Source organism: Brevibacillus centrosporus, assembly GCF_003710815.1.
In the GTDB taxonomy this organism is placed as follows: Bacteria; Bacillota; Bacilli; order Brevibacillales; family Brevibacillaceae; genus Brevibacillus; species Brevibacillus centrosporus.
In genome coordinates this window covers 1-21,182 of record NZ_RHHP01000011.1, presented here as the reverse complement: position 1 = coordinate 21,182, position 21,182 = coordinate 1, and the positions used below count along the sequence as shown (strand labels likewise).

Annotated in this window: 17 protein-coding genes and 24 tRNA genes; 30 read left to right on the top strand and 11 right to left on the bottom strand. The window is 48.3% G+C overall.

The genetic code is table 11. The features are described from left to right. Positions 1-1,056: 1,056 nt before the first annotated feature. The 10 genes from noc to rpmH all read right to left on the bottom strand — a co-directional run bounded on the left by noc (position 1,057) and on the right by rpmH (position 10,143). Positions 1,057-1,911: a nucleoid occlusion protein gene (noc, locus tag EDM55_RS11865; protein WP_092271124.1), complete on the bottom strand. Its 855-nt coding sequence runs from the start codon at positions 1,909-1,911 to the stop codon at positions 1,057-1,059. A 604-nt stretch (positions 1,912-2,515) separates the two neighbouring features. Further along, positions 2,516-3,076 (bottom strand): MgtC/SapB family protein, encoded by a 561-nt coding sequence (locus EDM55_RS11860; RefSeq protein WP_092271121.1) that lies wholly within the window; start codon positions 3,074-3,076, stop codon positions 2,516-2,518. Between the two features lie 177 nt (positions 3,077-3,253). Continuing rightward, the gene (rsmG, locus tag EDM55_RS11855) at positions 3,254-3,970 is read right to left on the bottom strand and encodes a 16S rRNA (guanine(527)-N(7))-methyltransferase RsmG (RefSeq protein ID WP_092271118.1); all 717 of its coding nucleotides are present in this window, start codon (positions 3,968-3,970) and stop codon (positions 3,254-3,256) included. A 13-nt stretch (positions 3,971-3,983) separates the two neighbouring features. Next, on the bottom strand, positions 3,984-5,885 hold the full coding sequence (gene mnmG / locus EDM55_RS11850; RefSeq protein WP_092271115.1) for a tRNA uridine-5-carboxymethylaminomethyl(34) synthesis enzyme MnmG: 1,902 nt from the start codon (positions 5,883-5,885) through the stop codon (positions 3,984-3,986). Between the two features lie 25 nt (positions 5,886-5,910). Beyond that, positions 5,911-7,287 carry a tRNA uridine-5-carboxymethylaminomethyl(34) synthesis GTPase MnmE gene (gene mnmE / locus EDM55_RS11845; RefSeq protein WP_092271112.1) on the bottom strand — a complete coding sequence of 459 codons (1,377 nt, stop codon included), beginning with the start codon at positions 7,285-7,287 and terminating at the stop codon, positions 5,911-5,913. 312 nt (positions 7,288-7,599) lie between these two features. Further along, positions 7,600-8,229, bottom strand: coding sequence for an RNA-binding cell elongation regulator Jag/EloR (jag, locus tag EDM55_RS11840; RefSeq protein WP_092271109.1), 630 nt, complete (start codon positions 8,227-8,229; stop codon positions 7,600-7,602). Beyond that, positions 8,226-8,984, bottom strand: coding sequence for a membrane protein insertase YidC (gene yidC / locus EDM55_RS11835; RefSeq protein ID WP_092271106.1), 759 nt, complete (start codon positions 8,982-8,984; stop codon positions 8,226-8,228). Before yidC ends, jag begins: the two co-directional genes overlap by 4 nt. A 41-nt stretch (positions 8,985-9,025) precedes the next feature. Then, positions 9,026-9,250: a membrane protein insertion efficiency factor YidD gene (gene yidD, locus EDM55_RS11830; protein ID WP_092271940.1), complete on the bottom strand. Its 225-nt coding sequence runs from the start codon at positions 9,248-9,250 to the stop codon at positions 9,026-9,028. A gap of 4 nt (positions 9,251-9,254) precedes the next feature. Continuing rightward, a complete protein-coding gene (gene rnpA / locus EDM55_RS11825; protein ID WP_092271103.1) occupies positions 9,255-9,623 on the bottom strand; it encodes a ribonuclease P protein component in 369 nt (122 codons plus the stop codon). A gap of 385 nt (positions 9,624-10,008) precedes the next feature. After that, positions 10,009-10,143: a 50S ribosomal protein L34 gene (gene rpmH, locus EDM55_RS11820; protein ID WP_092271100.1), complete on the bottom strand. Its 135-nt coding sequence runs from the start codon at positions 10,141-10,143 to the stop codon at positions 10,009-10,011. A gap of 592 nt (positions 10,144-10,735) precedes the next feature. Between rpmH and dnaA the strand changes: the two genes are divergently transcribed. From dnaA to gyrB, 6 genes are all read left to right on the top strand, one after another. Continuing rightward, positions 10,736-12,097, top strand: coding sequence for a chromosomal replication initiator protein DnaA (gene dnaA / locus EDM55_RS11815; protein ID WP_122960434.1), 1,362 nt, complete (start codon positions 10,736-10,738; stop codon positions 12,095-12,097). A gap of 203 nt (positions 12,098-12,300) precedes the next feature. After that, the gene (dnaN, locus tag EDM55_RS11810; RefSeq protein WP_092271094.1) at positions 12,301-13,440 is read left to right on the top strand and encodes a DNA polymerase III subunit beta; all 1,140 of its coding nucleotides are present in this window, start codon (positions 12,301-12,303) and stop codon (positions 13,438-13,440) included. A 49-nt stretch (positions 13,441-13,489) separates the two neighbouring features. After that, on the top strand, positions 13,490-13,705 hold the full coding sequence (gene rlbA / locus EDM55_RS11805) for a ribosome maturation protein RlbA (protein ID WP_092271091.1): 216 nt from the start codon (positions 13,490-13,492) through the stop codon (positions 13,703-13,705). 16 nt (positions 13,706-13,721) lie between these two features. After that, positions 13,722-14,840, top strand: coding sequence for a DNA replication/repair protein RecF (gene recF, locus EDM55_RS11800; protein ID WP_092271088.1), 1,119 nt, complete (start codon positions 13,722-13,724; stop codon positions 14,838-14,840). Positions 14,841-14,850: 10 nt separating this feature from the next. Further along, positions 14,851-15,135 carry an extracellular matrix regulator RemB gene (gene remB / locus EDM55_RS11795; protein WP_092271085.1) on the top strand — a complete coding sequence of 95 codons (285 nt, stop codon included), beginning with the start codon at positions 14,851-14,853 and terminating at the stop codon, positions 15,133-15,135. A gap of 3 nt (positions 15,136-15,138) precedes the next feature. Further along, complete coding sequence (gene gyrB / locus EDM55_RS11790; protein WP_092271082.1) at positions 15,139-17,061, top strand: DNA topoisomerase (ATP-hydrolyzing) subunit B; 1,923 nt, start codon at positions 15,139-15,141, stop codon at positions 17,059-17,061. A 52-nt stretch (positions 17,062-17,113) separates the two neighbouring features. On the opposite strand, the gene EDM55_RS11785 is transcribed toward gyrB, so the two are convergent. Further along, positions 17,114-17,992 (bottom strand): hypothetical protein, encoded by an 879-nt coding sequence (locus EDM55_RS11785; protein ID WP_122960433.1) that lies wholly within the window; start codon positions 17,990-17,992, stop codon positions 17,114-17,116. Positions 17,993-18,602: 610 nt separating this feature from the next. Here EDM55_RS11785 and EDM55_RS11780 point away from each other — a divergent pair. The 24 genes from EDM55_RS11780 (at position 18,603) to EDM55_RS11665 (ending at position 20,986) form a co-directional block, all read left to right on the top strand. Beyond that, positions 18,603-18,679: transfer RNA gene (locus tag EDM55_RS11780), tRNA-Ile, on the top strand. 14 nt (positions 18,680-18,693) lie between these two features. Continuing rightward, positions 18,694-18,769, top strand: a tRNA-Ala gene (locus EDM55_RS11775). A gap of 37 nt (positions 18,770-18,806) precedes the next feature. Beyond that, a tRNA-Asn gene (locus tag EDM55_RS11770) sits at positions 18,807-18,882 on the top strand. 5 nt (positions 18,883-18,887) lie between these two features. Continuing rightward, a tRNA-Thr gene (locus EDM55_RS11765) sits at positions 18,888-18,963 on the top strand. A 14-nt stretch (positions 18,964-18,977) separates the two neighbouring features. Continuing rightward, positions 18,978-19,051 (top strand) — tRNA-Glu (locus tag EDM55_RS11760). 77 nt (positions 19,052-19,128) lie between these two features. Continuing rightward, positions 19,129-19,204: transfer RNA gene (locus tag EDM55_RS11755), tRNA-Val, on the top strand. A 27-nt stretch (positions 19,205-19,231) separates the two neighbouring features. Then, positions 19,232-19,308: transfer RNA gene (locus EDM55_RS11750), tRNA-Asp, on the top strand. A gap of 51 nt (positions 19,309-19,359) precedes the next feature. Continuing rightward, a tRNA-Phe gene (locus EDM55_RS11745) sits at positions 19,360-19,435 on the top strand. A gap of 17 nt (positions 19,436-19,452) precedes the next feature. Next, positions 19,453-19,528 (top strand) — tRNA-Thr (locus EDM55_RS11740). 68 nt (positions 19,529-19,596) lie between these two features. Then, positions 19,597-19,681 (top strand) — tRNA-Tyr (locus EDM55_RS11735). Between the two features lie 17 nt (positions 19,682-19,698). After that, positions 19,699-19,773, top strand: a tRNA-Gln gene (locus EDM55_RS11730). Between the two features lie 7 nt (positions 19,774-19,780). Further along, a tRNA-Lys gene (locus EDM55_RS11725) sits at positions 19,781-19,856 on the top strand. 18 nt (positions 19,857-19,874) lie between these two features. Continuing rightward, a tRNA-Leu gene (locus EDM55_RS11720) sits at positions 19,875-19,961 on the top strand. A 27-nt stretch (positions 19,962-19,988) separates the two neighbouring features. Then, positions 19,989-20,064, top strand: a tRNA-Gly gene (locus tag EDM55_RS11715). A 3-nt stretch (positions 20,065-20,067) separates the two neighbouring features. Continuing rightward, positions 20,068-20,144: transfer RNA gene (locus EDM55_RS11710), tRNA-Arg, on the top strand. Between the two features lie 29 nt (positions 20,145-20,173). Next, positions 20,174-20,250, top strand: a tRNA-Pro gene (locus EDM55_RS11705). An 18-nt stretch (positions 20,251-20,268) separates the two neighbouring features. Further along, positions 20,269-20,350, top strand: a tRNA-Leu gene (locus EDM55_RS11700). A 7-nt stretch (positions 20,351-20,357) separates the two neighbouring features. Then, a tRNA-Gly gene (locus EDM55_RS11695) sits at positions 20,358-20,431 on the top strand. Positions 20,432-20,442: 11 nt separating this feature from the next. Then, positions 20,443-20,531, top strand: a tRNA-Ser gene (locus EDM55_RS11690). Between the two features lie 18 nt (positions 20,532-20,549). After that, positions 20,550-20,626: transfer RNA gene (locus tag EDM55_RS11685), tRNA-Met, on the top strand. A 1-nt stretch (position 20,627) separates the two neighbouring features. Next, positions 20,628-20,701: transfer RNA gene (locus tag EDM55_RS11680), tRNA-Trp, on the top strand. 22 nt (positions 20,702-20,723) lie between these two features. Further along, positions 20,724-20,799: transfer RNA gene (locus EDM55_RS11675), tRNA-His, on the top strand. A 19-nt stretch (positions 20,800-20,818) separates the two neighbouring features. Then, a tRNA-Arg gene (locus tag EDM55_RS11670) sits at positions 20,819-20,892 on the top strand. A gap of 9 nt (positions 20,893-20,901) precedes the next feature. Continuing rightward, positions 20,902-20,986 (top strand) — tRNA-Leu (locus EDM55_RS11665). The last annotated feature ends 196 nt before the right edge of the window (positions 20,987-21,182 follow it).

The window sequence follows — 21,182 nt, the reverse complement described above, 5'->3', positions numbered from 1 at the left end:
CCTCATTCTTTTCGTGTAGGAAAGTCTCCTGTTACTCACAGGTTCTTAGCTGCCTATCTCAACTTTCCGGGACGCTTAAACGAGTGTACGCGCATTCCAATCGCCGTCACCCGAGCAAATTATTTCCAAGAGAAGATGCTAATTTTATTCGAGAAAACCTGATTTGTGTAGTACATACCATGTTACCAGATTTGGCCCGTCACCGTACTCTGTTTTTTTCATATTGAGGCATTTTGCCCTTATTTTTATCCAAACAAAGGCGGATGTTCCTGTTTTTCTAAGGGATTCGATGACACATGACTCATTGTTTGATGAAAACCTTAGAAATCCTTGCTCTACCAAAGATTTTCCACTCTTTTTTTCAACCGCGACAAATGATAATGGCTCTGTCTTCAGCCGTTAATTTTACACTGGCATAATGGTTTTCAAGACGTTCCTTTGGGTAATTTTACCGCGACTCAATTCGCTTTTAAAATCAGTGTCTAGAGTGGAATTGTGATACACAGATAATCGAAAAAACGGCGAACGCTTTTCCACTCCTACGTTTCGGCTGGAGGCTTCCTGCTTTCGCGAATATAACGATAGTCAAACTCCTTTCTCAGCCAAAGTAGTGAACCTACCTCAACTCAAGAAACATTGTAAACGAGAAAGCAGTAAATTCCCGTCCTTGCACGCTGTACATCGTTAACGTTTCAGGGCAAAAGGACCCCTAGCGAAGCCTGATCCAGGAGAATTTTACTGCGCACTATCAATAGTGTTAACGAACGAGTTGCAAAAGCCGATGCCGAGTCAATGCCTCGTGCCGCCCTCTGATGAGTTCTTATACGATAAGAAAACCTCTATCGAGGCCTTCTTATGGAGGAGCGACCGCGTTTTAGCGGGAAGTTTTACCGAAGGAATGCCAGAAGCGGACGCTGAGGCACTTCGCCATGCGCTCCGGAATTCATAAGCGTTTACGATTATGAATTCCTACACGTTCAAAAAGAACGGCGGCTTGTTTGCCACCGTTCACTCCCCTCTTTGCTCGGGGTAAAAACCGTTCTATTCGGGTTCGACTTACTTGTTTGTATCTTTATTTTTAGGAATCCGAATCGTAAACTGATAAAACTCGTCGTGATCTTCCTCGTCTGTCTCAAGGGAAAGTCCTGTTTGCAAAACCATATCAATGGATTGGCGAACGGTATTGATCGCAATTCGCGCATCTCTGGAGAACGCCTTCCATTTTGGCTTCGCTTCTTTTTCCTTTTTCGGATTTTCCTCTGCCTCCAGAAGCTGTTTGACCCTCACTTCTGTTTGCTTCACGTTCCATTCCCGCTCAAGAATTTCCTGTAGAACCTTCACTTGCAGTTCTGTTTGTTTTAATGGAATCAACGCACGTGCGTGACGCTCTGTTACCTGCCTGGCCAACAATGCGTCCTGGATTTCTTGTGGCAAATGAAGCAAACGGAGCTTATTGGCAATCGTAGACTGTCCTTTTCCCAACCGCTGCGCCAGACTCTCCTGCGTCAGACTGTGCAGATCGATCAGCTTTTGATAGGCAACCGCTTCTTCAATAGCAGTCAATCCTTCTCGCTGCAAGTTTTCAATTAAAGCAATCGATGCAGTTTGCGCGTCATTGAACTCTTTTACGATCGCTGGAATTCGTTCCATGCCCAACTTTTTCGTTGCACGCAAACGACGTTCTCCCGCAATCAATTCATATTGACCGTCTCTTACCCGCACAACGATCGGCTGAATCAATCCATGAGTTCGAATGGTTTGACACAACTCATCAATTCTCTCATCATCAAAAACCGTGCGAGGCTGATAAGGATTCGGCACGATCTCCTCAACCGGTATTTGTCTGATTTCCTCGTTGTCTGTTTTGTCGGTCAACCCGAAAATTCGAGAAAATGAATCCTTCACTGCCATAGAAAATCCCCCACTTCTACCCGTTCCATCCTTGCTATTTCATTCCAATCATTGGTTTTTGCCGGAAACCTTGGGTGTATTCTTGTTTGTTTGAAACAAAGAAACCAAAGCCATTTCAGTGAGCTTTCCCCTCTTTTCGATATCACCCTGTAGCATGGGGAACACGAGCCAGGTTGTCATCGTAACGACTGCTTGTCCAGCTCATGAAAGACAACTCCCTTTGCAGCAACCACATTCCATCCAAAAGGCACGATATCTTTACTCTCCCTTTCTCGAAAAACGATCCTTCCTTCGATACATCGGGTAGACAGATTCGTGCTTGCATAAAAAAATAATGCGATCATAGACCTCCCTGCCTTTTCCAAGGCTGGTAATGGGATAACTGTGACCTTGTAACTTGGTGAATGCTGCCTGCCCTTCCTTTTCCATATGAAAAGGTTCCTCGGCCCTAGACGAAAAGACGCTTAAAGCTCTTTTCTGCAATGGCAAAAAAACTATTGTCCTACATACGTTCTGCGACCATTCCTACATACGTTTCTTTTCTAATTGTAATTCTGCAAGTTTCGCCCAATTCCTGCTAATGAAAAACGTTTCACGTGAAACATCAGTCGTGGTCATCGTCATAGCAAACACGCTTTCCGCGCCTGCTCTGCACTTCTTCCTCCTCTAAATGGTCTTCGGTAAAATGTGAAACTTTAGTGGCGTGAAAAAGCTTTGGAAATAATCTGTGGAAATCTAGTGTTAAGTAAGCAAAAAACGCAGCCACGATGGCTGTAATATACATCCCCGCACTGAACATCAGACCAATGGCCGACGCTACCCACATTCCTGCAGCTGTAGTAAGCCCTTTGACAGACCCATTGTATTTGATGATCGCACCCGCTCCTAAAAAGCCCATTCCCGTGACAACCTGTGCGGCCACCCTCCCCGGATCCTGATTAACCCCACTTGACGAAAACCCGTAGATCGAAGCAAGCCCAAACAGACAGGAGCCAAAGCAAACTAGGCTATAGGTACGAAATCCAGCTCCTCTTGTCCGGCTCACGTCTTTAATAAACCGTTCTCTCTCCCATCCCATGATTGCTCCGGCCAAAAACGCCAAGAATAATCGCAACAGGATCGTCGGCAGCTCCTGTGGAAAAAGGAGAGCTTGGACATTTTCCATATATGTTCACCCTCTCAAAAGGCATCGCTCAGTGAAAAAGTTACTTGTATGTATATGCGATAAGAGCAAAAGACATGCCCTTGTGGAGGGAGTAGCTCACCACTTCCTCTGCTTCAACCTGAATGGAAAAATCCGAATAAAAAAAGGCCGCAGCACCTAGGCTACGACCTAATTTTGTTACACGATTGGTTTCTTCGCAGGGATTCCTGCTTTGCGTGGGTAAGACTTTGGCGTAGCCTCCACCTTTTCCACAACGACGATGTTCCGCTCGCCAGCTTCCTCCATCAGTTGGAAGGTTTCTACCTTACGCGTCTTGCCACCCAGAGTTTTGATCGCCTTCTTCGCTTCATTTAGCTCGAGCGTCATCTCAGCGCCTTTGAGAGCGACAAAATGCCCTCCAACCTTTGCAAATGGCAGACAAAACTCAGACAACAAATTCATTCGCGCTACTGCTCTCGCGACGACGAGATCGTATTTCTCCCGATGTGCTGGCTCCTGTCCGCGCTCTTCTGCCCGACCATGGACAGGATTCACATTCTCCAGCCCCAGCTCGCTCGCCACATGCTGCAAAAAGTTCATTCGCTTGTTCAAGGAGTCGATGATCGTCATTTTCAGATGCGGGAAGCAAATCTTGAGAGGGATGCTAGGAAAGCCCGCTCCCCCTCCGATATCCACCACAGTCACTGCCTTATCAAAAGGGAAATAGAACGCCGGTGTAATGGAATCATAGAAATGCTTGTTATACACCTGTCCCTCTTCCGTAATACCTGTCAGGTTCATTTTTTCATTCCATTCGACCAGCAGGTGAAAAAACTGATCAAACTGAGTCATTTGACGCTCCGTCAATACAATGCCTTTAGCGGCCAGCGCCTCAGCGAACTGCTCTTTCGTCATTTGCTTATTCTCCTTACTCCGCCGCGCCTACGCGATTGTACTGCTCCAAATATACCATCAGCACAGAAATATCTGCTGGCGTTACTCCCGCGATCCGCGCACCTTGACCGATATTTAATGGACGGATTCGCGACATGTTTTCACGCGCTTCTTTTGACATACCTGAAATTTGATGGTAGTCCAGATTTTCCGGAATCCGGCGCTCCTCCATCTTTTTCATCCGCTCTACTTGCTGGAGCGACTTTTTGATGTAGCCATCGTATTTGATCTGAATTTCTACCTGCTCGGCTACATCCTCTGGCAACGGCTCAGCAGGAGGCATCATTTGAGCGATGTGGCTGTAGGTCAATTCCGGACGGCGCAGCAGCTGTGCGAGCTCGATTACCTCGGTCAGTTCAGGTGAACCAGCTGCACGCAGTATTTCTTGAACATGCTCCATATCCGGACGAACACGCGTATTGTTCACGCGCTCTTTTTCCTGTTCAATCAGCTGCCGCTTCGCATTGAAACGGTTATAGCGATCTTCGTTGATCAGACCGATCTCGTACCCAATGTCTGTCAAACGCAGATCCGCATTGTCGTGGCGCAAAAGCAAACGATATTCGGCACGGGATGTGAGCAAACGATATGGCTCATGGGTTCCCTTTGTGACCAAATCATCGATCAGTACCCCGATGTAAGCTTCTTCACGCCCCAAAACGACAGGTGGTTTGTCCTGCACACGGCGAGCTGCATTGATTCCCGCCATCAAGCCTTGACCAGCCGCTTCCTCATAGCCGGATGTCCCGTTGATTTGTCCTGCGGTAAAGAGGCCCGGCAAAACTTTTGTTTCTAAAGATGGCCACAGCTGTGTAGGCACCACCGAATCGTACTCAATGGCATAGCCTGGCCGCATCATTTTAACTTCTTCCATCCCCGTCATCGAGCGAAGCATCGAGAGCTGCACGTCTTCAGGCAAGCTGGTAGACAAGCCTTGCACGTACATTTCCTCTGTATTGCGACCTTCTGGCTCCAGGAAGATCTGGTGGCGCGGCTTGTCGTTGAAACGAACGACCTTATCCTCGATAGACGGGCAATAACGCGGTCCTGTTCCTTCGATCATCCCCGAGTACATAGGGGCACGATGCAGGTTGCCATTGATCAGCTCATGCGTTTGCTCGTTAGTATAAGTCAGCCAGCAAGGCAATTGATCCGTGATAAACTCCGTCGTTTCATAGGAAAACGCACGCGGAATCTCGTCGCCAGGCTGGATTTCCATTTTCGTAAAATCGATACTGTTTTTATGCACACGTGGTGGTGTCCCAGTTTTGAAACGTGTCATCTCAAAGCCGAGCTCTTTTAAATGATGCGCCAAACGGATGGAAGGACGCATGTTGTTCGGACCGCTCTCATACTGGAGGTCACCCAGAATGATTTTTCCGCGCAGATACGTACCCGTCGTCAAAACGACTGACTTGGCTTTATAACGCGCCCCTGTTTGGGTCACGACCCCTTCGCAGACTCCATCGTTGACGATCAGCTCTTCAACCATGGCCTGACGCAGCAGCAGATTCGGTGTATTTTCGATCGTATGCTTCATTTCGTGCTGGTAGGCAAATTTATCTGCCTGCGCGCGCAATGCGTGTACAGCAGGTCCTTTCCCCGTATTCAGCATCCGCATTTGAATGTGCGTTTTATCCGTATTGCGCCCCATTTCTCCGCCCAGCGCATCGATTTCACGCACGACATGCCCTTTCGCAGGACCGCCAACGGATGGGTTACATGGCATAAAAGCGACAGCATCCAAATTGATGGTTAACAGCAAAGTACTACAACCCATTCGGGCCGCTGCCAATGCCGCTTCACACCCCGCATGACCAGCCCCAATCACGATGACGTCAAACGAGCCAGCTTCATACATAGGTACAGCGTTCACTTTATTTTCCTCCTCCTCGGATTTCCTATTTGCCGAGACAAAACTGTGAGAAGATCTGGTCGATCAAGTCTTCACCGACACTCTCCCCGATGACTTCTCCCAGCAGCTCCCACGCTTTTTTGATATCGATTTGAATCATATCAACAGGCATCAGCCCATCTATGCCACTCAATGCTTCGTCCATCGCCTGTTCTGCCTGTCTTAAAAGATGGATATGGCGCGCATTGCTCACATACGTCAAATCATCCTGCTGGACGCGGCCACTGAAGAAGATATCGCTGATCGCCTGCTCCAAAAGCTCGATTCCCGTCTCCTGCCTTGCCGATGTCATAATCAACGGCTGCTGCGGGAAATGACGTTTAATTTCTTCTAAATCAATCTTTTGCGGCAAGTCAAACTTGTTGACGATTACGATGACAGAAAAGCCTTTCGCCGCCTCAAAGATGGCGTAATCATCTGCACTCAATGGTTCATTATAATTGAGAACAAGCAGCACGAGGTCTGCTTTTTGCAATAACTGTCTGGATTTCTCCACACCAATTTTTTCTACAATATCCTCGGTATCACGAATCCCGGCTGTATCGATCAAACGCAAAGGCACGCCGCGTACATTGACATACTCTTCAATCACATCACGCGTCGTTCCAGCGACATCCGTTACAATCGCTTTTTCCTCTTGCACCAGACTATTCAAAAGCGAGGATTTCCCTACATTCGGACGCCCGATAATAGCCGTAGAGAGTCCCTCACGCAAGATTTTCCCTTGTTTCGCCGTCTGCAAAAGCCGTTTGATCTCTGCTTTGACCTCTTCGCACTTGCCACGCAAGAAATTTTGCGTAAATTCCTCAACATCGTGCTCCGGATAGTCCAAAGTCACCTCGATATGCGCCATAGCTTCGATCAGATTTTGACGCAGCTGGCGAATCAGACGCGAGAGCTTCCCCTCTACCTGATTTAATGCAACCTTCATCGCGCGGTCTGTCTTTGCCCGAATCAAGTCGATCACGGCTTCCGCCTGGGATAAGTCCACCCGTCCGTTGAGAAACGCCCGCTTCGTAAACTCTCCAGGCTCCGCCAATCTGGCGCCGTTCTCCAATATCAAATCCAACACACGCTCAACAGAAACGATTCCTCCGTGGCAATTGACTTCCACGACATCCTCTCGCGTAAACGTGCGCGGTGCCTTCATTACGGAAACGAGCACTTCCTCTACGAGTCCCCCCGTCTGTGGATCATGCAAATGTCCATAGTGAATCGTATGTGTGTCCACAGTGGACAACTCGTTTTTTCCTTTGTATATCTTATCCACAACTTCGATCGCTTCCGGTCCGCTTACCCGGATCACGGCAATTCCGCCCTCACCCATCGGTGTCGCGACCGCCGCTATTGTATCGAATTTCATGCTGTTCACCTCAAGCTTTCCAATCAAAACAAGTCAGCCACTAACTTACTAGCTTACCAGATCGCCTCGAAAAATACCAAAAGAAAGTGCATCCGAACGCGTAGCCTCTCCTCCAACAGGAAAAAGCAACCCTGCCATCCAGGTTGCTTGCCGAAGTTCTTATCCACAGTATGGTCTTTTTCCATGAACTCCAACCATCTCGCAGCTTTTGGGGTTATCCACTGTGGACAAGTTTACTACACGTCCGCAAAAAACGACAGAGAAAAGCACCAGTTGACCTAAAATCCTCGAAACGTGACAAAAAAAGGAAGCCTACTTAGAGGCTTCCTTCGGTGCGATGACAATATATCGATTGGGTTCGTCCCCTTCACTGAACGTCACGACATCGGAGCGTTTTTGCAAAAAGGCGTGTATGACTTTGCGCTCTGCCGCTGACATCGGCTCCAGACGGACATCTCTTCTGGTAGAAAGGGCTTTTTTGGCTACTCGATCCGCGAGCTGCTCCAGGGTTTCCCTGCGGCGCAGCCGGTAGTTTTCTGCATCCAACGTGATGCGAACGTGCTTGTCCGCATGACGGTTTGCTACGACGTTTACGAGATACTGCAGTGAATCAAGAGTTTGTCCCCTACGGCCAATAATGATTCCTAGATTGGATCCCTGGATGTCAAACAGTACGCCTTCTTCATTCGATTGTTGTTCCACTTTGGCATCCACCTTCATGTTGGACAACACATCCTGAAGAAATTCACGTCCCTGGGCAACGGGGTCAAAATGAAATTCAACTTCCACTTTGGCGTCCTTGGTTCCGATCAGTCCAAAAAGGCCGCGACTCGGTTCTTCCAATACACGGACACTCGCTTTTTCACGAGGTACACCCAACTCCAGTAAAGCTTTCTGCACAGCATCGTCTATCGTTTTTGCCGTAGCTACCACCTTTTTCACTTGGAGGCTCCCTCCTTAGGAGTAAGCTTACTACCTTTATCACGGTACAGGAAATAGGTTTGCACAATGGTAAACAGGTTACCGTATACCCAATACAGAGACAGTGCGGATGGCAATGTGACGGCGATCGCCAGGATCATCAGCGGCATCATTACGAGCATCATTTGCATTTGCGGATTTCCTTGGTTCGCCTGTCCCATCATTTTGGACTGCAAATACGTCGTAATCGCTGCCACAATCGGCAAAATATAGTACGGGTCTTTTGCGCCCAGAGTCAGCCACAGGAAGGTTTGAGACTTGATTTCCGACGTCCGGATGATAGCGTGGTAGAACGCGATCAGGATTGGCATTTGAACCAGCATCGGCAAGCATCCTGCAAGAGGATTGACACCGTTCTTCTGGAAGATCGCCATCGTTTCTTGCTGTGCCTTTTGCGGATCATTTTTGTGCTTCTCACGGATTTTTTGCATTTCCGGTTGAAGCTCCTGCATTTTCTTGGAGCTCTTGATCTGCTTGACCATCAAAGGAAGAACAATCAGGCGGATAATGATCGTCGCTACCAGAATACCCAGACCGTAGTTGTTGCCGAGTATCAAAGCACTTTCTTTAATCAACCAGGACAAGGGGTAAACCAAATACTTGTCCCAGATGCCGGTTGCGTCAGGGCCGATTGGTGCAGCTGTCTGAGGGTTACAGCCCGACAAAACGAGAACCAGCAAGGTCAGCATAACGATGCTGAGGGTACGTCTACTCAAGGAAAGATCCTCCTTTTCCCCGCTTCGAATGAGGTTATGGATTATTTGTGGTTTTCCGGGACTGGATCAAACCCGCCCGGGTGAAACGGATGGCATTTCAGGATGCGACGAAGAGCCAGCCATCCTCCCCTCCACGGTCCAAATCTCCGAATCGATTCGATCGCGTAGTGAGAGCATGTAGGCGCGAATCTGCATGTAGGAGGCTTCAGCGGGGATATGAACAGCTGGTACCCACGAATCAACCAAACCATGACCTTCGCAATCATCGAATCACCCTTTTCTTCCATTATGTACGGGTGCCTGCTTGATCACCTTCGCTCTCTTCATCACGTGCAGGAGCGACTGTTCAATAGCTTCAAGCGACATGGCCTCCACACCTGGACGCGCAATGATAACGAGATCCAGTCCTTGTGGAATCCTTTTTTCCAAACGCGCGACTGCTTCGCGAATAAGGCGCTTGACCCTGTTACGAATAACGGCGTTGCCAATCTTTTTACTGACGGAAATTCCGGCACGAAAAGCAGCTGGTCCCTCCTGCTTGGCTGTGTACAGGACAAATTGCTTATTGGCAGCAGAACTTCCTCTTTGAAACACTTCTTGAAACTGCTCATTTTTTTTGAGCCGGTGTGAACGATGCAAGGTAAACAACCCCTAACATCATAATTATAGTAGAAAACACAAACAGCATCTACCAGTATATCCTTGTTTCGTTCACTTTTTTCCCGATTCTACAGATCGAATACAAGAAATTTCTAAAAAGAGAGAAACACGTTCCGTCCCCTACATGAAAAAAAGCCAGTAAACTCTTTGTCCTCTTCGCAAAAAGGCCTTCCTGCCCTCTTGAATGTTTCACCCTTTCGGTAGCTAGGTAATCATTTTCCTTCCAAAAGGTTCAACATAATAGCAGGACTTCCTCTTTCATCGAAACAAAGAATTTTCCGACTTTAGCAAGTGAATTAAGGTTCCCTAGAGCGTTTTCCTCTATGGCACCTAAGAAAGCAAAAAAGGCCACGGAAAGTGTGGCCTATGCGGAAAGAACTTTTCTTCCTCTTTGACGACGAGCAGCCAAAACTTTACGGCCATTCTTCGTGCTCATGCGCTTACGGAATCCGTGATCCTTTTTGCGCTTACGGTTGTTAGGATTGAAAGATGGTTTCATTGCGTATACACCTCCGCCTTTACAGACATTCCTTCGCATTATAAAAAGATATGCCTAAAAAGTCAAGTGACAGTGGAATTTCCTTACCAAGTTAAATATCCCCACAAGACTATTTCCCAACATACTTTCTACCTGTGGATATCATTTTATCCACAAAAACAAAATTCGACAAGAATATCTACAGCTTGTACACAAAATATTGAGATGTGAATATGTGATTAGCACCAGTGGTTGTGTTTGTGGATAAGTATGAAAAAACCATTGATGCCAAGCCTTATATCTGTTATCATATTTTTGTTTTGAAGCGTGAATAACTCCGATAGGTCAATCGGCTTTTCCACAGCATGTGGATAAATTTGTGGACAGATTCCCCCCTGTGTGTATGTTGTTACCCACAAGAGTGCGGATAAGCGTCTGCTTTTTTTCTCTTCTCCGAGTGGAATCCCTTTTTTTCGACTTTTTTTATCCACAGTCGACTACCTATGACCGTGTTGACAACCGAGTCAAACATACGCGGATAATTGCAATTTTTCATGTTCATTTCCTAGAATCGTATTTTATTATTCGGATTGCCCAAAAGGAGGGATTCTGGTTGGATGCAGCGATTAGCGAGCTATGGCGCAAGGTCCTGGCTAAGATAGAAAAATCGCTAAGCAAACCCAGTTTTGATACCTGGCTGAAGGCGACCAAGGCTACTACATTAGAAGAAGATGCATTGATCGTAGTGGCCCCGAACGACTTCGCCAGAGATTGGCTCGAAACCAGGTACTCTCAATTGATCACCGATACACTATATGAAGTGACTGGTATCAATATGAAGGTAAAATTCGTCGTCCTGCAAAATCCGGATGCCGCATTTGCCGATGAACAGCCTGTCCCACGGGCGAAGGCACCAGCCGCGCCCACAGCAGCAGACGATCAACCGCCCAGTATATTGAATCCAAAGTATACGTTTGACACATTCGTGATTGGGTCAGGAAACCGTTTTGCGCATGCAGCGTCCCTTGCTGTTGCAGAAGCTCCTGCCAAAGCGTACAATCCCCTCTTTATTTACGGGGGCGTTGGACTTGGTAAGACTCACTTGATGCACGCGATTGGCCATTATGTCATCCAGCACAATCCATCCGCTAAAGTTGTCTATTTGTCGTCTGAAAAATTTACGAACGAGTTCATCAACTCCATCCGGGACAACAAGGCCGTAGAGTTCCGCAACAAGTACCGGAGCGTAGATGTTCTATTGATTGACGACATTCAGTTTCTGGCAGGCAAAGAATCGACGCAGGAAGAGTTCTTTCATACATTTAACGCGCTTCATGAAGAAAGCAAGCAGATCATCATTTCCTCTGACCGGCCTCCCAAGGAGATCCCGACACTGGAGGACCGACTGCGTTCCCGCTTCGAATGGGGCTTGATTACCGATATTCAGCCGCCTGATTTGGAAACGCGGATTGCTATTTTGCGCAAAAAGGCAAAAGCGGAGAACTTAGACATTCCCAATGAGGTCATGGCTTATATCGCCAACCAGATCGATAGCAACATTCGCGAACTGGAAGGCGCCCTGATCCGTGTAGTTGCTTACTCGTCCTTGATCAATCGCGATATTGATACGCAGCTGGCAGCAGAAGCACTGAAAGATATTATTCCGTCTTCTCGCCCTCGCGTGATCACCATCATCGATATTCAACGCGCCGTTGGAGAAGCATTCAGCCTCAAGCTGGAGGATTTCAAAGCGAAAAAGCGGACGAAAACAGTAGCTTTCCCGCGCCAAATCGCGATGTACCTCTCCAGAGAGCTGACAGATGCGTCGTTGCCGAAAATCGGTGACGAATTCGGTGGACGTGACCATACAACCGTGATCCACGCCCATGAGAAAATCTCTCGTGCACTGGCGAATGATCCGCAAATGCAGACGACCATTCAATCGCTCATTGAAAAGCTAAAAGCAAATCATTAAACCTGTGCATAACGTAAAAAGCCTATACACAACTTACCCACATGTGTATAGGCTCTCTTTTACGTGTTGGATCCACATATCCACAAATCCACAGGCCCTATTACTACTTCTGTTAAAAAGATATATCCTAATAAGATATGATAATAGCGTAGCCATTATGCACAGCTTTAAAAAAATGGCTAGAGAGAGGGAGGCTTACGTTGATGCATATCACCGTTCAACGAGACAAGCTGTCTAACGCGGTTTCACATGTCAGCAAAGCAGTATCCAGTCGCACAACAATTCCGATTTTGACCGGGATCAAGATAAAAACAGATGACGAAGGATTGACCCTGACTGCCAGTGACTCTGATATTTCCATCGAGGTTCAGATTCCTTTGGAAGAAGCAGGCGAATGGGGAGTTACGATCCATCAGCCAGGAAGTATCGTTTTGACTGCTCGTATTTTCAGCGAAATCGTACGCAAGCTGCCTAGCAACGAAATTGACATCAACGTAGACGATCGCTTGGTGACGCAAATTCGTTCCGGTCAGGCTGAATTCACGATCAACGGCATGGATGCAAATGAATATCCGCAATTGCCGCATCTGGAAGAGGATAAAGTATTCAGCGTTCCCTGTGATCTGCTGAAATCCATGATTCGACAAACCGTTTTCGGTGTATCTACTTCGGAAATGCGTCCGATTTTGACAGGTCTGATGTGGTCTTTGGAAAAAGGCCAGCTGCGTTTTGTCGCAACAGACAGCCATCGCTTGGCCAGTCGCACTGCTATGGTGGAATGCCGTGAAGATCTTTCCTTCCACAACGTTGTCGTACCGGGTAAAAGTTGCAACGAACTGGTAAAAATATTGGATGACGAGCAAAATCCGGCTGACATCGTCGTAGCCGACAACCAAATTCTGGTGAAATCCAAGCACATCCTGTTCTACTCCCGCTTGCTGGAGGGAACTTACCCGGACACGACCCGGATCATTCCTCAAGGCAGCAAAACCGAGATTACGGTAAGCACGAAGGAATTTTTGCAGTCCATCGAACGCGCTTCCTTGCTCTCCCGCGAAGGAAAATCCAACGTGGTGAAGCTGGTTACACTCCCTGATGGCACTGTTGAAATTACCTCCAACGCTCCAGAGATCGGAAAAGTAACGGACATTTTGGCACCAAAAGCGATGAACGGAGAAGAACTGAAGATCTCCTTCAACGCCAAGTACATGATCGATGCGTTGCGCGCTATCGACAGCAGCGAAATCAAAGCGAGCTTTACCGGCCCGATGAGCCCATTTGTCATTCGTCCAACTGACCATGACTGGATGCTCCATTTGATCTTGCCAGTCCGTACCTACTAGACATTTTCTCGTAAAAGGACGTTTTTACGTAAAAGAAAGGGGCCCTACTATGCGTGAGGTTTCCATCAAGACCGAATATATTACCCTGGGGCAATTTTTAAAGCTGGCTGACGTCATTGACACGGGAGGCATGGCTAAAGCGTTTCTCGCTGAAGTTCCCATTCATATCAACGATGAGTTGGACAATCGACGCGGACGCAAGCTGTACCCGGGAGATGAAGTGGCGATCGAAGGATTTGGCCGCTATCAGGTGGTCAGCCGCTGAGAGGAGAGCGTGATTCTTGTTTCTCAAGAACCTTTCGCTGACCAACTATCGTAATTACAAGTCGCTTTCCTTATCGTTTGACGGCCCGATCCAGCTTTTCATTGGCAACAATGCGCAGGGGAAAACCAACGTACTGGAGTCCATATACGTACTCGCCCTGGCCAAATCCCATCGCACGCCCCGGGACAAGGAGCTTATTGCATGGGAGGCCGACTATGCAGCCATCCGTAGTGATGTTCTTCGTCGCTACGGATCTGTTCGTTTGGAGCTGCAGTTGACAGCCAAGGGAAAGCGGGCCAAAATCAACGGAATGGAGCAGCAAAAGCTGAGTGCTTATGTTGGGGCACTGAATGTCGTTATGTTTGCTCCGGAGGATTTGTCTATCGTCAAAGGAGCGCCTGCCCAAAGAAGACGTTTCATCGACATGGAAATTGGCCAGGTATCCCCGACGTATCTGTATTATTTGAGCAATTACAACAAGGTATTGCAGCAGCGAAACCAGCTTTTAAAGGATTTGGCGATGAAAAAAAGCCACTCTCTGGAAATGCTGGCAATTTGGAATACCCAATTAGCCGATTTAGCGGTAAAATTGTTAAAGAAGCGTTTTGAGTTCATTCGGAAGCTGGAGACGTGGGCACGCGAAATCCACACCGGCATTACCGACGGCAGGGAAACGCTCTCTTTGCATTATGAAAATTCTTCGCCAGTCACAGAAGAACTGGCAGCTGAACAGGCAGTAGATGTCATGCTGGCTGCTTATGAAGAAGTGCGCGACCGGGAAATCATGCGCGGGAGCACACTGATCGGGCCACATCGTGACGACTTTTCACTTAAAGTGAACGGCATGGATGTGCAAACGTATGGTTCGCAGGGGCAGCAACGCACCAGTGCGCTGTCCATCAAATTGGCAGAAATTGAGCTGATTAAAGAAGAAGTGGGCGAGTACCCCGTTCTTTTGTTGGATGATGTCTTATCAGAGCTGGATGAACATCGGCAAACCTTATTGCTCGAGACCATCCAGGATCGCGTACAGACGTTTGTAAGCACCACGGGTGTGGAAGGCTTAAAGCATCAGGTTCTCCAGCAAGCCTCGCGTTTCTACGTGAAGGAAGGGAGCATATCGGGGGAAAGGTAGGGAAACAGGAATGTTTATACACATTGGTGGAGATACTGTGGTGAGCACGAAGGAAGTCATTTCCATTCTTGATCATCAGACAATGAAATCCTCGAAAATCAACAAGGCTTTCTTGAATGAGAAACGCAAAACGGTAGTCGATCATAGCGAGGAAGAAACAAAATCCTATGTGATCACCCAGGACGCCATATACTGTTCACCTATTTCTTCTCTGACGCTGAAGCGACGCGCTCAGTTCGTGGACAGCTTGGATCAGGTTCCCTTTGCACAAGCTGAAGTGGAGGAGTTGACTTAACTAGTGGATCAAGCGACAAAAGATACAAACTACGATGCCAGTCAGATTCAAGTACTGGAAGGGCTGGAGGCTGTTCGTAAACGTCCCGGGATGTATATCGGGTCGACCAGTAGCCGCGGTTTGCATCACCTGGTATGGGAGATTGTCGACAATGCAATCGACGAAGCACTCGCCGGTTATTGTGACAATATTTTGGTAGTCATTCAGCCGGACAACTCCATCGCGGTAACCGATAATGGCCGGGGGATTCCTACGGGTATTCATGAAAAGACCGGAAAATCGACGGTTGAGACGGTTCTGACTGTCTTGCATGCCGGCGGTAAGTTTGGCGGTGGCGGATACAAGGTATCTGGTGGTTTGCATGGGGTTGGTAGTTCGGTAGTAAACGCGCTGTCCGAATGGATGGAAGTTGAAGTCAAGCAAAACGGCAACGTGTACCACATGCGTTTTCTCATGGGTGCGCCGGAAGCGGATTTGGCTATCGTAGGCGCAACAGAAGAGACGGGTACCAAGGTCACCTTCAAGCCTGACCCGACTATCTTTACCGAAACGACCGTGTTTGAGTACGATATTTTACAAAAACGCATTCGTGAGCTGGCGTTCCTCAACAAAGGTCTGCGAATCACGCTCAGAGATGCGCGTCCTGGGCAGGAGCGGGAAGAATCGTTCCACTACGAGGGCGGTATCGTACAGTTCGTACAGTACCTGAACAAAAACAGGGGAGCTCTGCACGAAGAGGTCATTTATTGCGAAGGGGAAAAAGAAGGTTTGCTGGTAGAAGTGGCTTTGCAGTACAACGACAGCTACCTCAGCAATATTTACTCCTTTGCGAACAATATCAATACACACGAAGGCGGTACGCACGAGACTGGCTTTAAAACAGCGCTGACTCGTGTGATTAACGACTACAGCCGCAAGTTCAACTTCCTGAAGGAAAAGGATCCAAACCTGTCCGGCGATGACGTGCGTGAAGGAATTACGGCGATCATCTCGGTAAAAATTCAGGAGCCGCAGTTTGAAGGACAAACCAAAACCAAGCTGGGTAACTCCGAAGCCCGGAGCATTACCGAGTCAGTGTTTGGGGATCGCTTCAACAGCTTCATGGAAGAAAATCCTGGCGTTGCCAAAAAAGTCGTTGAGAAAGCCTTGATGGCTTCTCGCGCTCGTGAAGCAGCTCGTAAAGCACGTGAGATGACGAGACGGAAGAGCGCATTGGAAGTCAGTGCTCTGCCGGGTAAATTGGCGGATTGCTCCTCCAAGGATGCATCTGAATCCGAACTGTTCATCGTAGAGGGTGACTCTGCGGGCGGATCTGCGAAAATGGGGCGTGATCGTCACTTCCAAGCCATTCTGCCATTGCGCGGAAAAGTATTGAACGTAGAAAAATCTCGACTGGACAAAATTTTGGCCAATAACGAGATCCGTGCGATCATTACGGCACTCGGTACGGGTGTAGGCGAGGACTTTGACATTTCCAAAGCGCGCTACCACAAAGTCGTCATCATGACGGATGCCGACGTGGACGGTTCTCACATTCGCACGCTCCTACTGACGTTCTTCTATCGCTACATGAGACAACTGATCGAAGCGGGCTATATTTATATTGCACAGCCACCGCTTTATAGCATCAAACAAGGCAAAACGCTCCACTACGCCTACACGGACCAGCAGCGCGACGAAGTTCTCGCCACTCTCAAAACGGTTCCAAAGCCAAGTATTCAGCGCTACAAAGGGCTGGGTGAGATGAATGCAGACCAGCTGTGGGAGACAACGATGGACCCATCCATGCGTACCCTTCTGCAGGTAAATCTGGAAGACATCATGGAATCGGACAGTGTGTTTGAAACTTTGATGGGCGATGAAGTAGAGCCTCGCAGAGAGTTCATTGAGCAATTTGCGGCTAGTGTGCGTGACCTCGATATTTAATGTGCCTCAAGTTACAAAAAGCTTGCCCAGTAGAGGGCAAGCTTTTTCACATTTATTGTCTGTGCGATATTGCTTCCGCTTGCTTTTTGACCCACAACACTGCATTGATTTGCGTTAAAAGGAGTAAGCCAGCTGCAAACGTGATGAGAAAACAGAGTAACGCCAGGATAGATGCTACGGACCACTCTAAAACGGGGAGCCCGAGGTAGGTTTGCCACCCAATGGCGATCAAACCAAGCAGGAATGCGATGCTGGAGCCATGGATCAGTCCTTTTCGTACGGAAGGTGGAAGCAGAGTATACTCCGACATCCAAGCAAGAAACGGGATGACTTGGAGAGCATGAAAACCGAGGCCATGCAGCCAAATGATGTTCCCATGCAAACCGAAGTAACGACCTGCGTTAAAGGAGATCCAGACTCCTGCTGCAAAGGAAAAGAGAACGGCAATCATGGCATAGCGAATCCCCACTATAAGTTCAGGACGTAAACGATAAGCCTTTTTGCCGAAAAACGGAATGGCTGCGAACAGATAAAACAGCACCAGCAGTAAAGCAACAAAAGTAAAAATGGAACCTACCCAGACATCAAAATCTATGCCGCCCTTTACGAACCTCGGGTCTACACCTCGAAAATTTTGTACGGTTTCCGCAAAGTATGCATACAGCGCGAGGAGAATATACGACCAGCGAAAGACTGCTCTACTCGTGTTACTCAGAGCGGCAAATGGCATAATGGCTGCAGTGGACAACAGGAAAGTACCTAGAGCTGCATCGAACGAAAATGCTTTCAGCACATCTCCTTTTGGAAGCACGACAGCCCCGTAAATCATCACCCAAATCCCGCACACGGCCGCCAATAGGAAACCGAGTAATCCGGTGAGGACCAGCCATTTCTCCCCCTGAAAAAATGTAACGGCCACTTTCTTATCCATTCGAGCCACTTTTATCACGTAAATTCCCCATTCCCTTAGTTATAGTCTTAAAGGTACTGGATGATTGGGAGAGTTTGGAAATGTCTTGGGGTTGAAATCGATCTTTACCTAGAGAATGATTTCTGCTTCGGACTAAAGTCTGAATGTGAAAGGGAAAGAATGTAAGAAATTGCGTAGAGACTATCAGTTCGCAATCGTTCTGTGCTCGTCATGCAAGCGTTCAAACGGCGGAAGGGCGCGCAGAGCTGCAAACGGCATCCGTTTGAACTAGGCGGTGCCTTCTCCTCAGACGTTGCCAAGGCATATCGAGTGGTAGGAAAGCAGCGTGCCGGTATCATATGAATTAACATCGATCACTGAACGTTCAGTTCTATAAGGCCCCGTGGCATGGTTACAAAACATGAACGAAACGTCCAACCAAGTGGATGGTTTAAAAGCGCAAATATGTGACACTATATACGAATGCACTGCTTGCCTAGGTAGGGGCAGTGCCTTTATAATTCTGCTTGGTAAGCTTAATAGAAAGATTTACAATTCAGGAAAAAAAGTTTTAGAAATTCTATTGCAATGAACAAAATTATATGCTAGATTATAGTTCCAAGGGGAACACGGGCCTATAGCTCAGTTGGTTAGAGCGCACGCCTGATAAGCGTGAGGTCGGCTGTTCGAGTCAGCCTAGGCCCACCACTTATACCCGTTATGGGGCTGTAGCTCAGTTGGGAGAGCGCCTGCCTTGCAAGCAGGAGGTCATCGGTTCGATCCCGTTCAGCTCCACCATTTCTGTACATAGACTTCGATCTGGAAATCGAATTATTCCTCGGTAGCTCAGTTGGTAGAGCAATCGGCTGTTAACCGATCGGTCGGCGGTTCGAGTCCGTCCCGAGGAGCCATCTTCGCTCCTGTAGCTCAGTCGGTAGAGCGTTTCCATGGTAAGGAAGAGGTCGCAGGTTCGATTCCTGTCGGGAGCACCATTGTACATACATTTGGCCCGTTGGTGAAGCGGTTTAACACAGCAGCCTTTCACGCTGTCATACAGGGGTTCGAATCCCCTACGGGTCACCTATTACCCACACTAGATGTTGGGGCACCCGCAAAGTAATTGCTGCAGAGCATACCGTTACTTTGTAGGGAATTGTGGAGGCTTAGCTCAGCTGGGAGAGCATCTGCCTTACAAGCAGAGGGTCGGCGGTTCGATCCCGTCAGCCTCCACCACTTTTGATAATGAAATCATCCAAACATGGAGCTGTGGTGAAGTTGGAGTTCACGCCGGTCTGTCACACCGGAGGTCGCGGGTTCGAGTCCCGTCAGCTCCGCCATTTCTAAAATGGCTGGTTTACTCGAGCGGCAAGTGTTTGCCAAATGCTTGAGGCTCGGTAGCTCAGTCGGTAGAGCAGAGGACTGAAAATCCTCGTGTCGGCGGTTCGATTCCGTCCCGAGCCACCATTTAGACTTTCATAAATGCCGGTATAGCTCAATTGGTAGAGCACCTGACTTGTAATCAGGGGGTTGTGGGTTCAAGTCCTATTGCCGGCACCACCTTACACAAGCTGAAAATGTCCGAATGGCATTGACAGCGTATGGGTAACCTTTTACAAGGACAAGCTGGGGAGATAGCGAAGTGGCTAAACGCGGCAGACTGTAAATCTGCTCCCTCTGGGTTCGGCGGTTCGAATCCGTCTCTCCCCACCAGTTTTATACTTGGCTGTTGGGGTATAGCCAAGCGGTAAGGCAACGGACTTTGACTCCGTCATTCCTAGGTTCAAATCCTAGTACCCCAGCCATTTGCATGAGCCATTAGCTCAGTTGGTAGAGCATCTGACTTTTAATCAGAGGGTCGAAGGTTCGAGTCCTTCATGGCTCACCAGTTTTCACAACTTTACATGCGGTCGTGGCGGAATTGGCAGACGCGCTAGATTCAGGTTCTAGTGGTGGCAACACCGTGGAGGTTCAAGTCCTCTCGACCGCACCAAACAACCCCAACAACTACAAATCACATGCGGACGTAGCTCAATTGGTAGAGCGTCGCCTTGCCAAGGCGAAGGTCGAGGGTTCGAGACCCTTCGTCCGCTCCACATGTGCCCTTAGCTCAGCTGGATAGAGCGTTTGACTACGAATCAAAAGGTCGGGAGTTCGAATCTCTCAGGGCACGCCACTTTTCATCTAAAGTGAAAAGGATATAGTCGGGAAGTAGCTCAGCTTGGTAGAGTACTTGGCTTGGGACCAAGGGGTCGCAGGTTCGAATCCTGTCTTCCCGACCATGTTTTACAACTTGATAAGCCGGTGTGGCGGAATGGCAGACGCGCGCGACTCAAAATCGTGAGGGAAACCGTGGGGGTTCAAGTCCCTTCACCGGCACCATATTTTTGCGGGTGTAGTTCAATGGTAGAACTCCAGCCTTCCAAGCTGGTCGCGTGGGTTCGATTCCCATCACCCGCTCCATTTTTTTTTGCGGAGGGATACCGAAGTGGTCATAACGGGGCGGTCTTGAAAACCGTTAGAGTGAAAGCTCACGCGGGTTCGAATCCTGCTCCCTCCGCCATTTAGCCTATAATATTGTGGCGGCGTAGCTCAGCTGGTTAGAGCGTTCGGTTCATACCCGAAAGGTCGGGGGTTCGATTCCCTCCACCGCTACCATAGGGGCATAGTTTAAAGGTAGAACGAAGGTCTCCAAAACCTTTGGTGTGGGTTCAATTCCTACTGCCCCTGCCAAAGAATTCTTATACTCATTATGGCGGTCGTGGCGAAGGGGTTAACGCACCGGATTGTGGCTCCGGCACTCGTGGGTTCAAGTCCCATCGATCGCCCCATTTTCAAATAACAATATATGTCTCAGTAGCTCAGCTGGATAGAGCATCCGCCTTCTAAGCGGACGGTCGGGAGTTCGAACCTCTCCTGAGACGTTTTTTCATGCGGTCGTGGTGGAATTGGCAGACACACCATCTTGAGGGGGTGGCGGGGCGACCCGTGCGAGTTCGAGTCTCGCCGACCGCACCATGTATATCTGGTTGATTGAGAAATAACTCTTGATTTACTGGTTACTACATGCTATAGTAAGTTTCTGCCCACAAATGAAGTAAAGTGTGGCAGAAAAAATCAAATGAGATTAAAAAAGTTGTTGACTTGTTTTTCTCGATTTGATATTATGAAATTCCGCGGTTGAGACCGCTGGACAAAATGCTCTTTGAAAACT

Bases quoted from the DNA above. Each gene is read 5' to 3' on its own strand.
- noc (WP_092271124.1), bottom strand. From the start codon at position 1,911: ATGGCAGTGAAGGATTCATTTTCTCGAATTTTCGGGTTGACCGACAAA.
- EDM55_RS11860 (WP_092271121.1), bottom strand. From the start codon at position 3,076: ATGGAAAATGTCCAAGCTCTCCTTTTTCCACAGGAGCTGCCGACGATC.
- rsmG (WP_092271118.1), bottom strand. From the start codon at position 3,970: ATGACGAAAGAGCAGTTCGCTGAGGCGCTGGCCGCTAAAGGCATTGTA.
- mnmE (WP_092271112.1), bottom strand. From the start codon at position 7,287: ATGAAATTCGATACAATAGCGGCGGTCGCGACACCGATGGGTGAGGGC.
- yidD (WP_092271940.1), bottom strand. From the start codon at position 9,250: ATGATTGCGAAGGTCATGGTTTGGTTGATTCGTGGGTACCAGCTGTTC.
- rpmH (WP_092271100.1), bottom strand. From the start codon at position 10,143: ATGAAACCATCTTTCAATCCTAACAACCGTAAGCGCAAAAAGGATCAC.
- dnaN (WP_092271094.1), top strand. From the start codon at position 12,301: ATGCATATCACCGTTCAACGAGACAAGCTGTCTAACGCGGTTTCACAT.
- rlbA (WP_092271091.1), top strand. From the start codon at position 13,490: ATGCGTGAGGTTTCCATCAAGACCGAATATATTACCCTGGGGCAATTT.
- remB (WP_092271085.1), top strand. From the start codon at position 14,851: ATGTTTATACACATTGGTGGAGATACTGTGGTGAGCACGAAGGAAGTC.
- EDM55_RS11785 (WP_122960433.1), bottom strand. From the start codon at position 17,992: ATGGATAAGAAAGTGGCCGTTACATTTTTTCAGGGGGAGAAATGGCTG.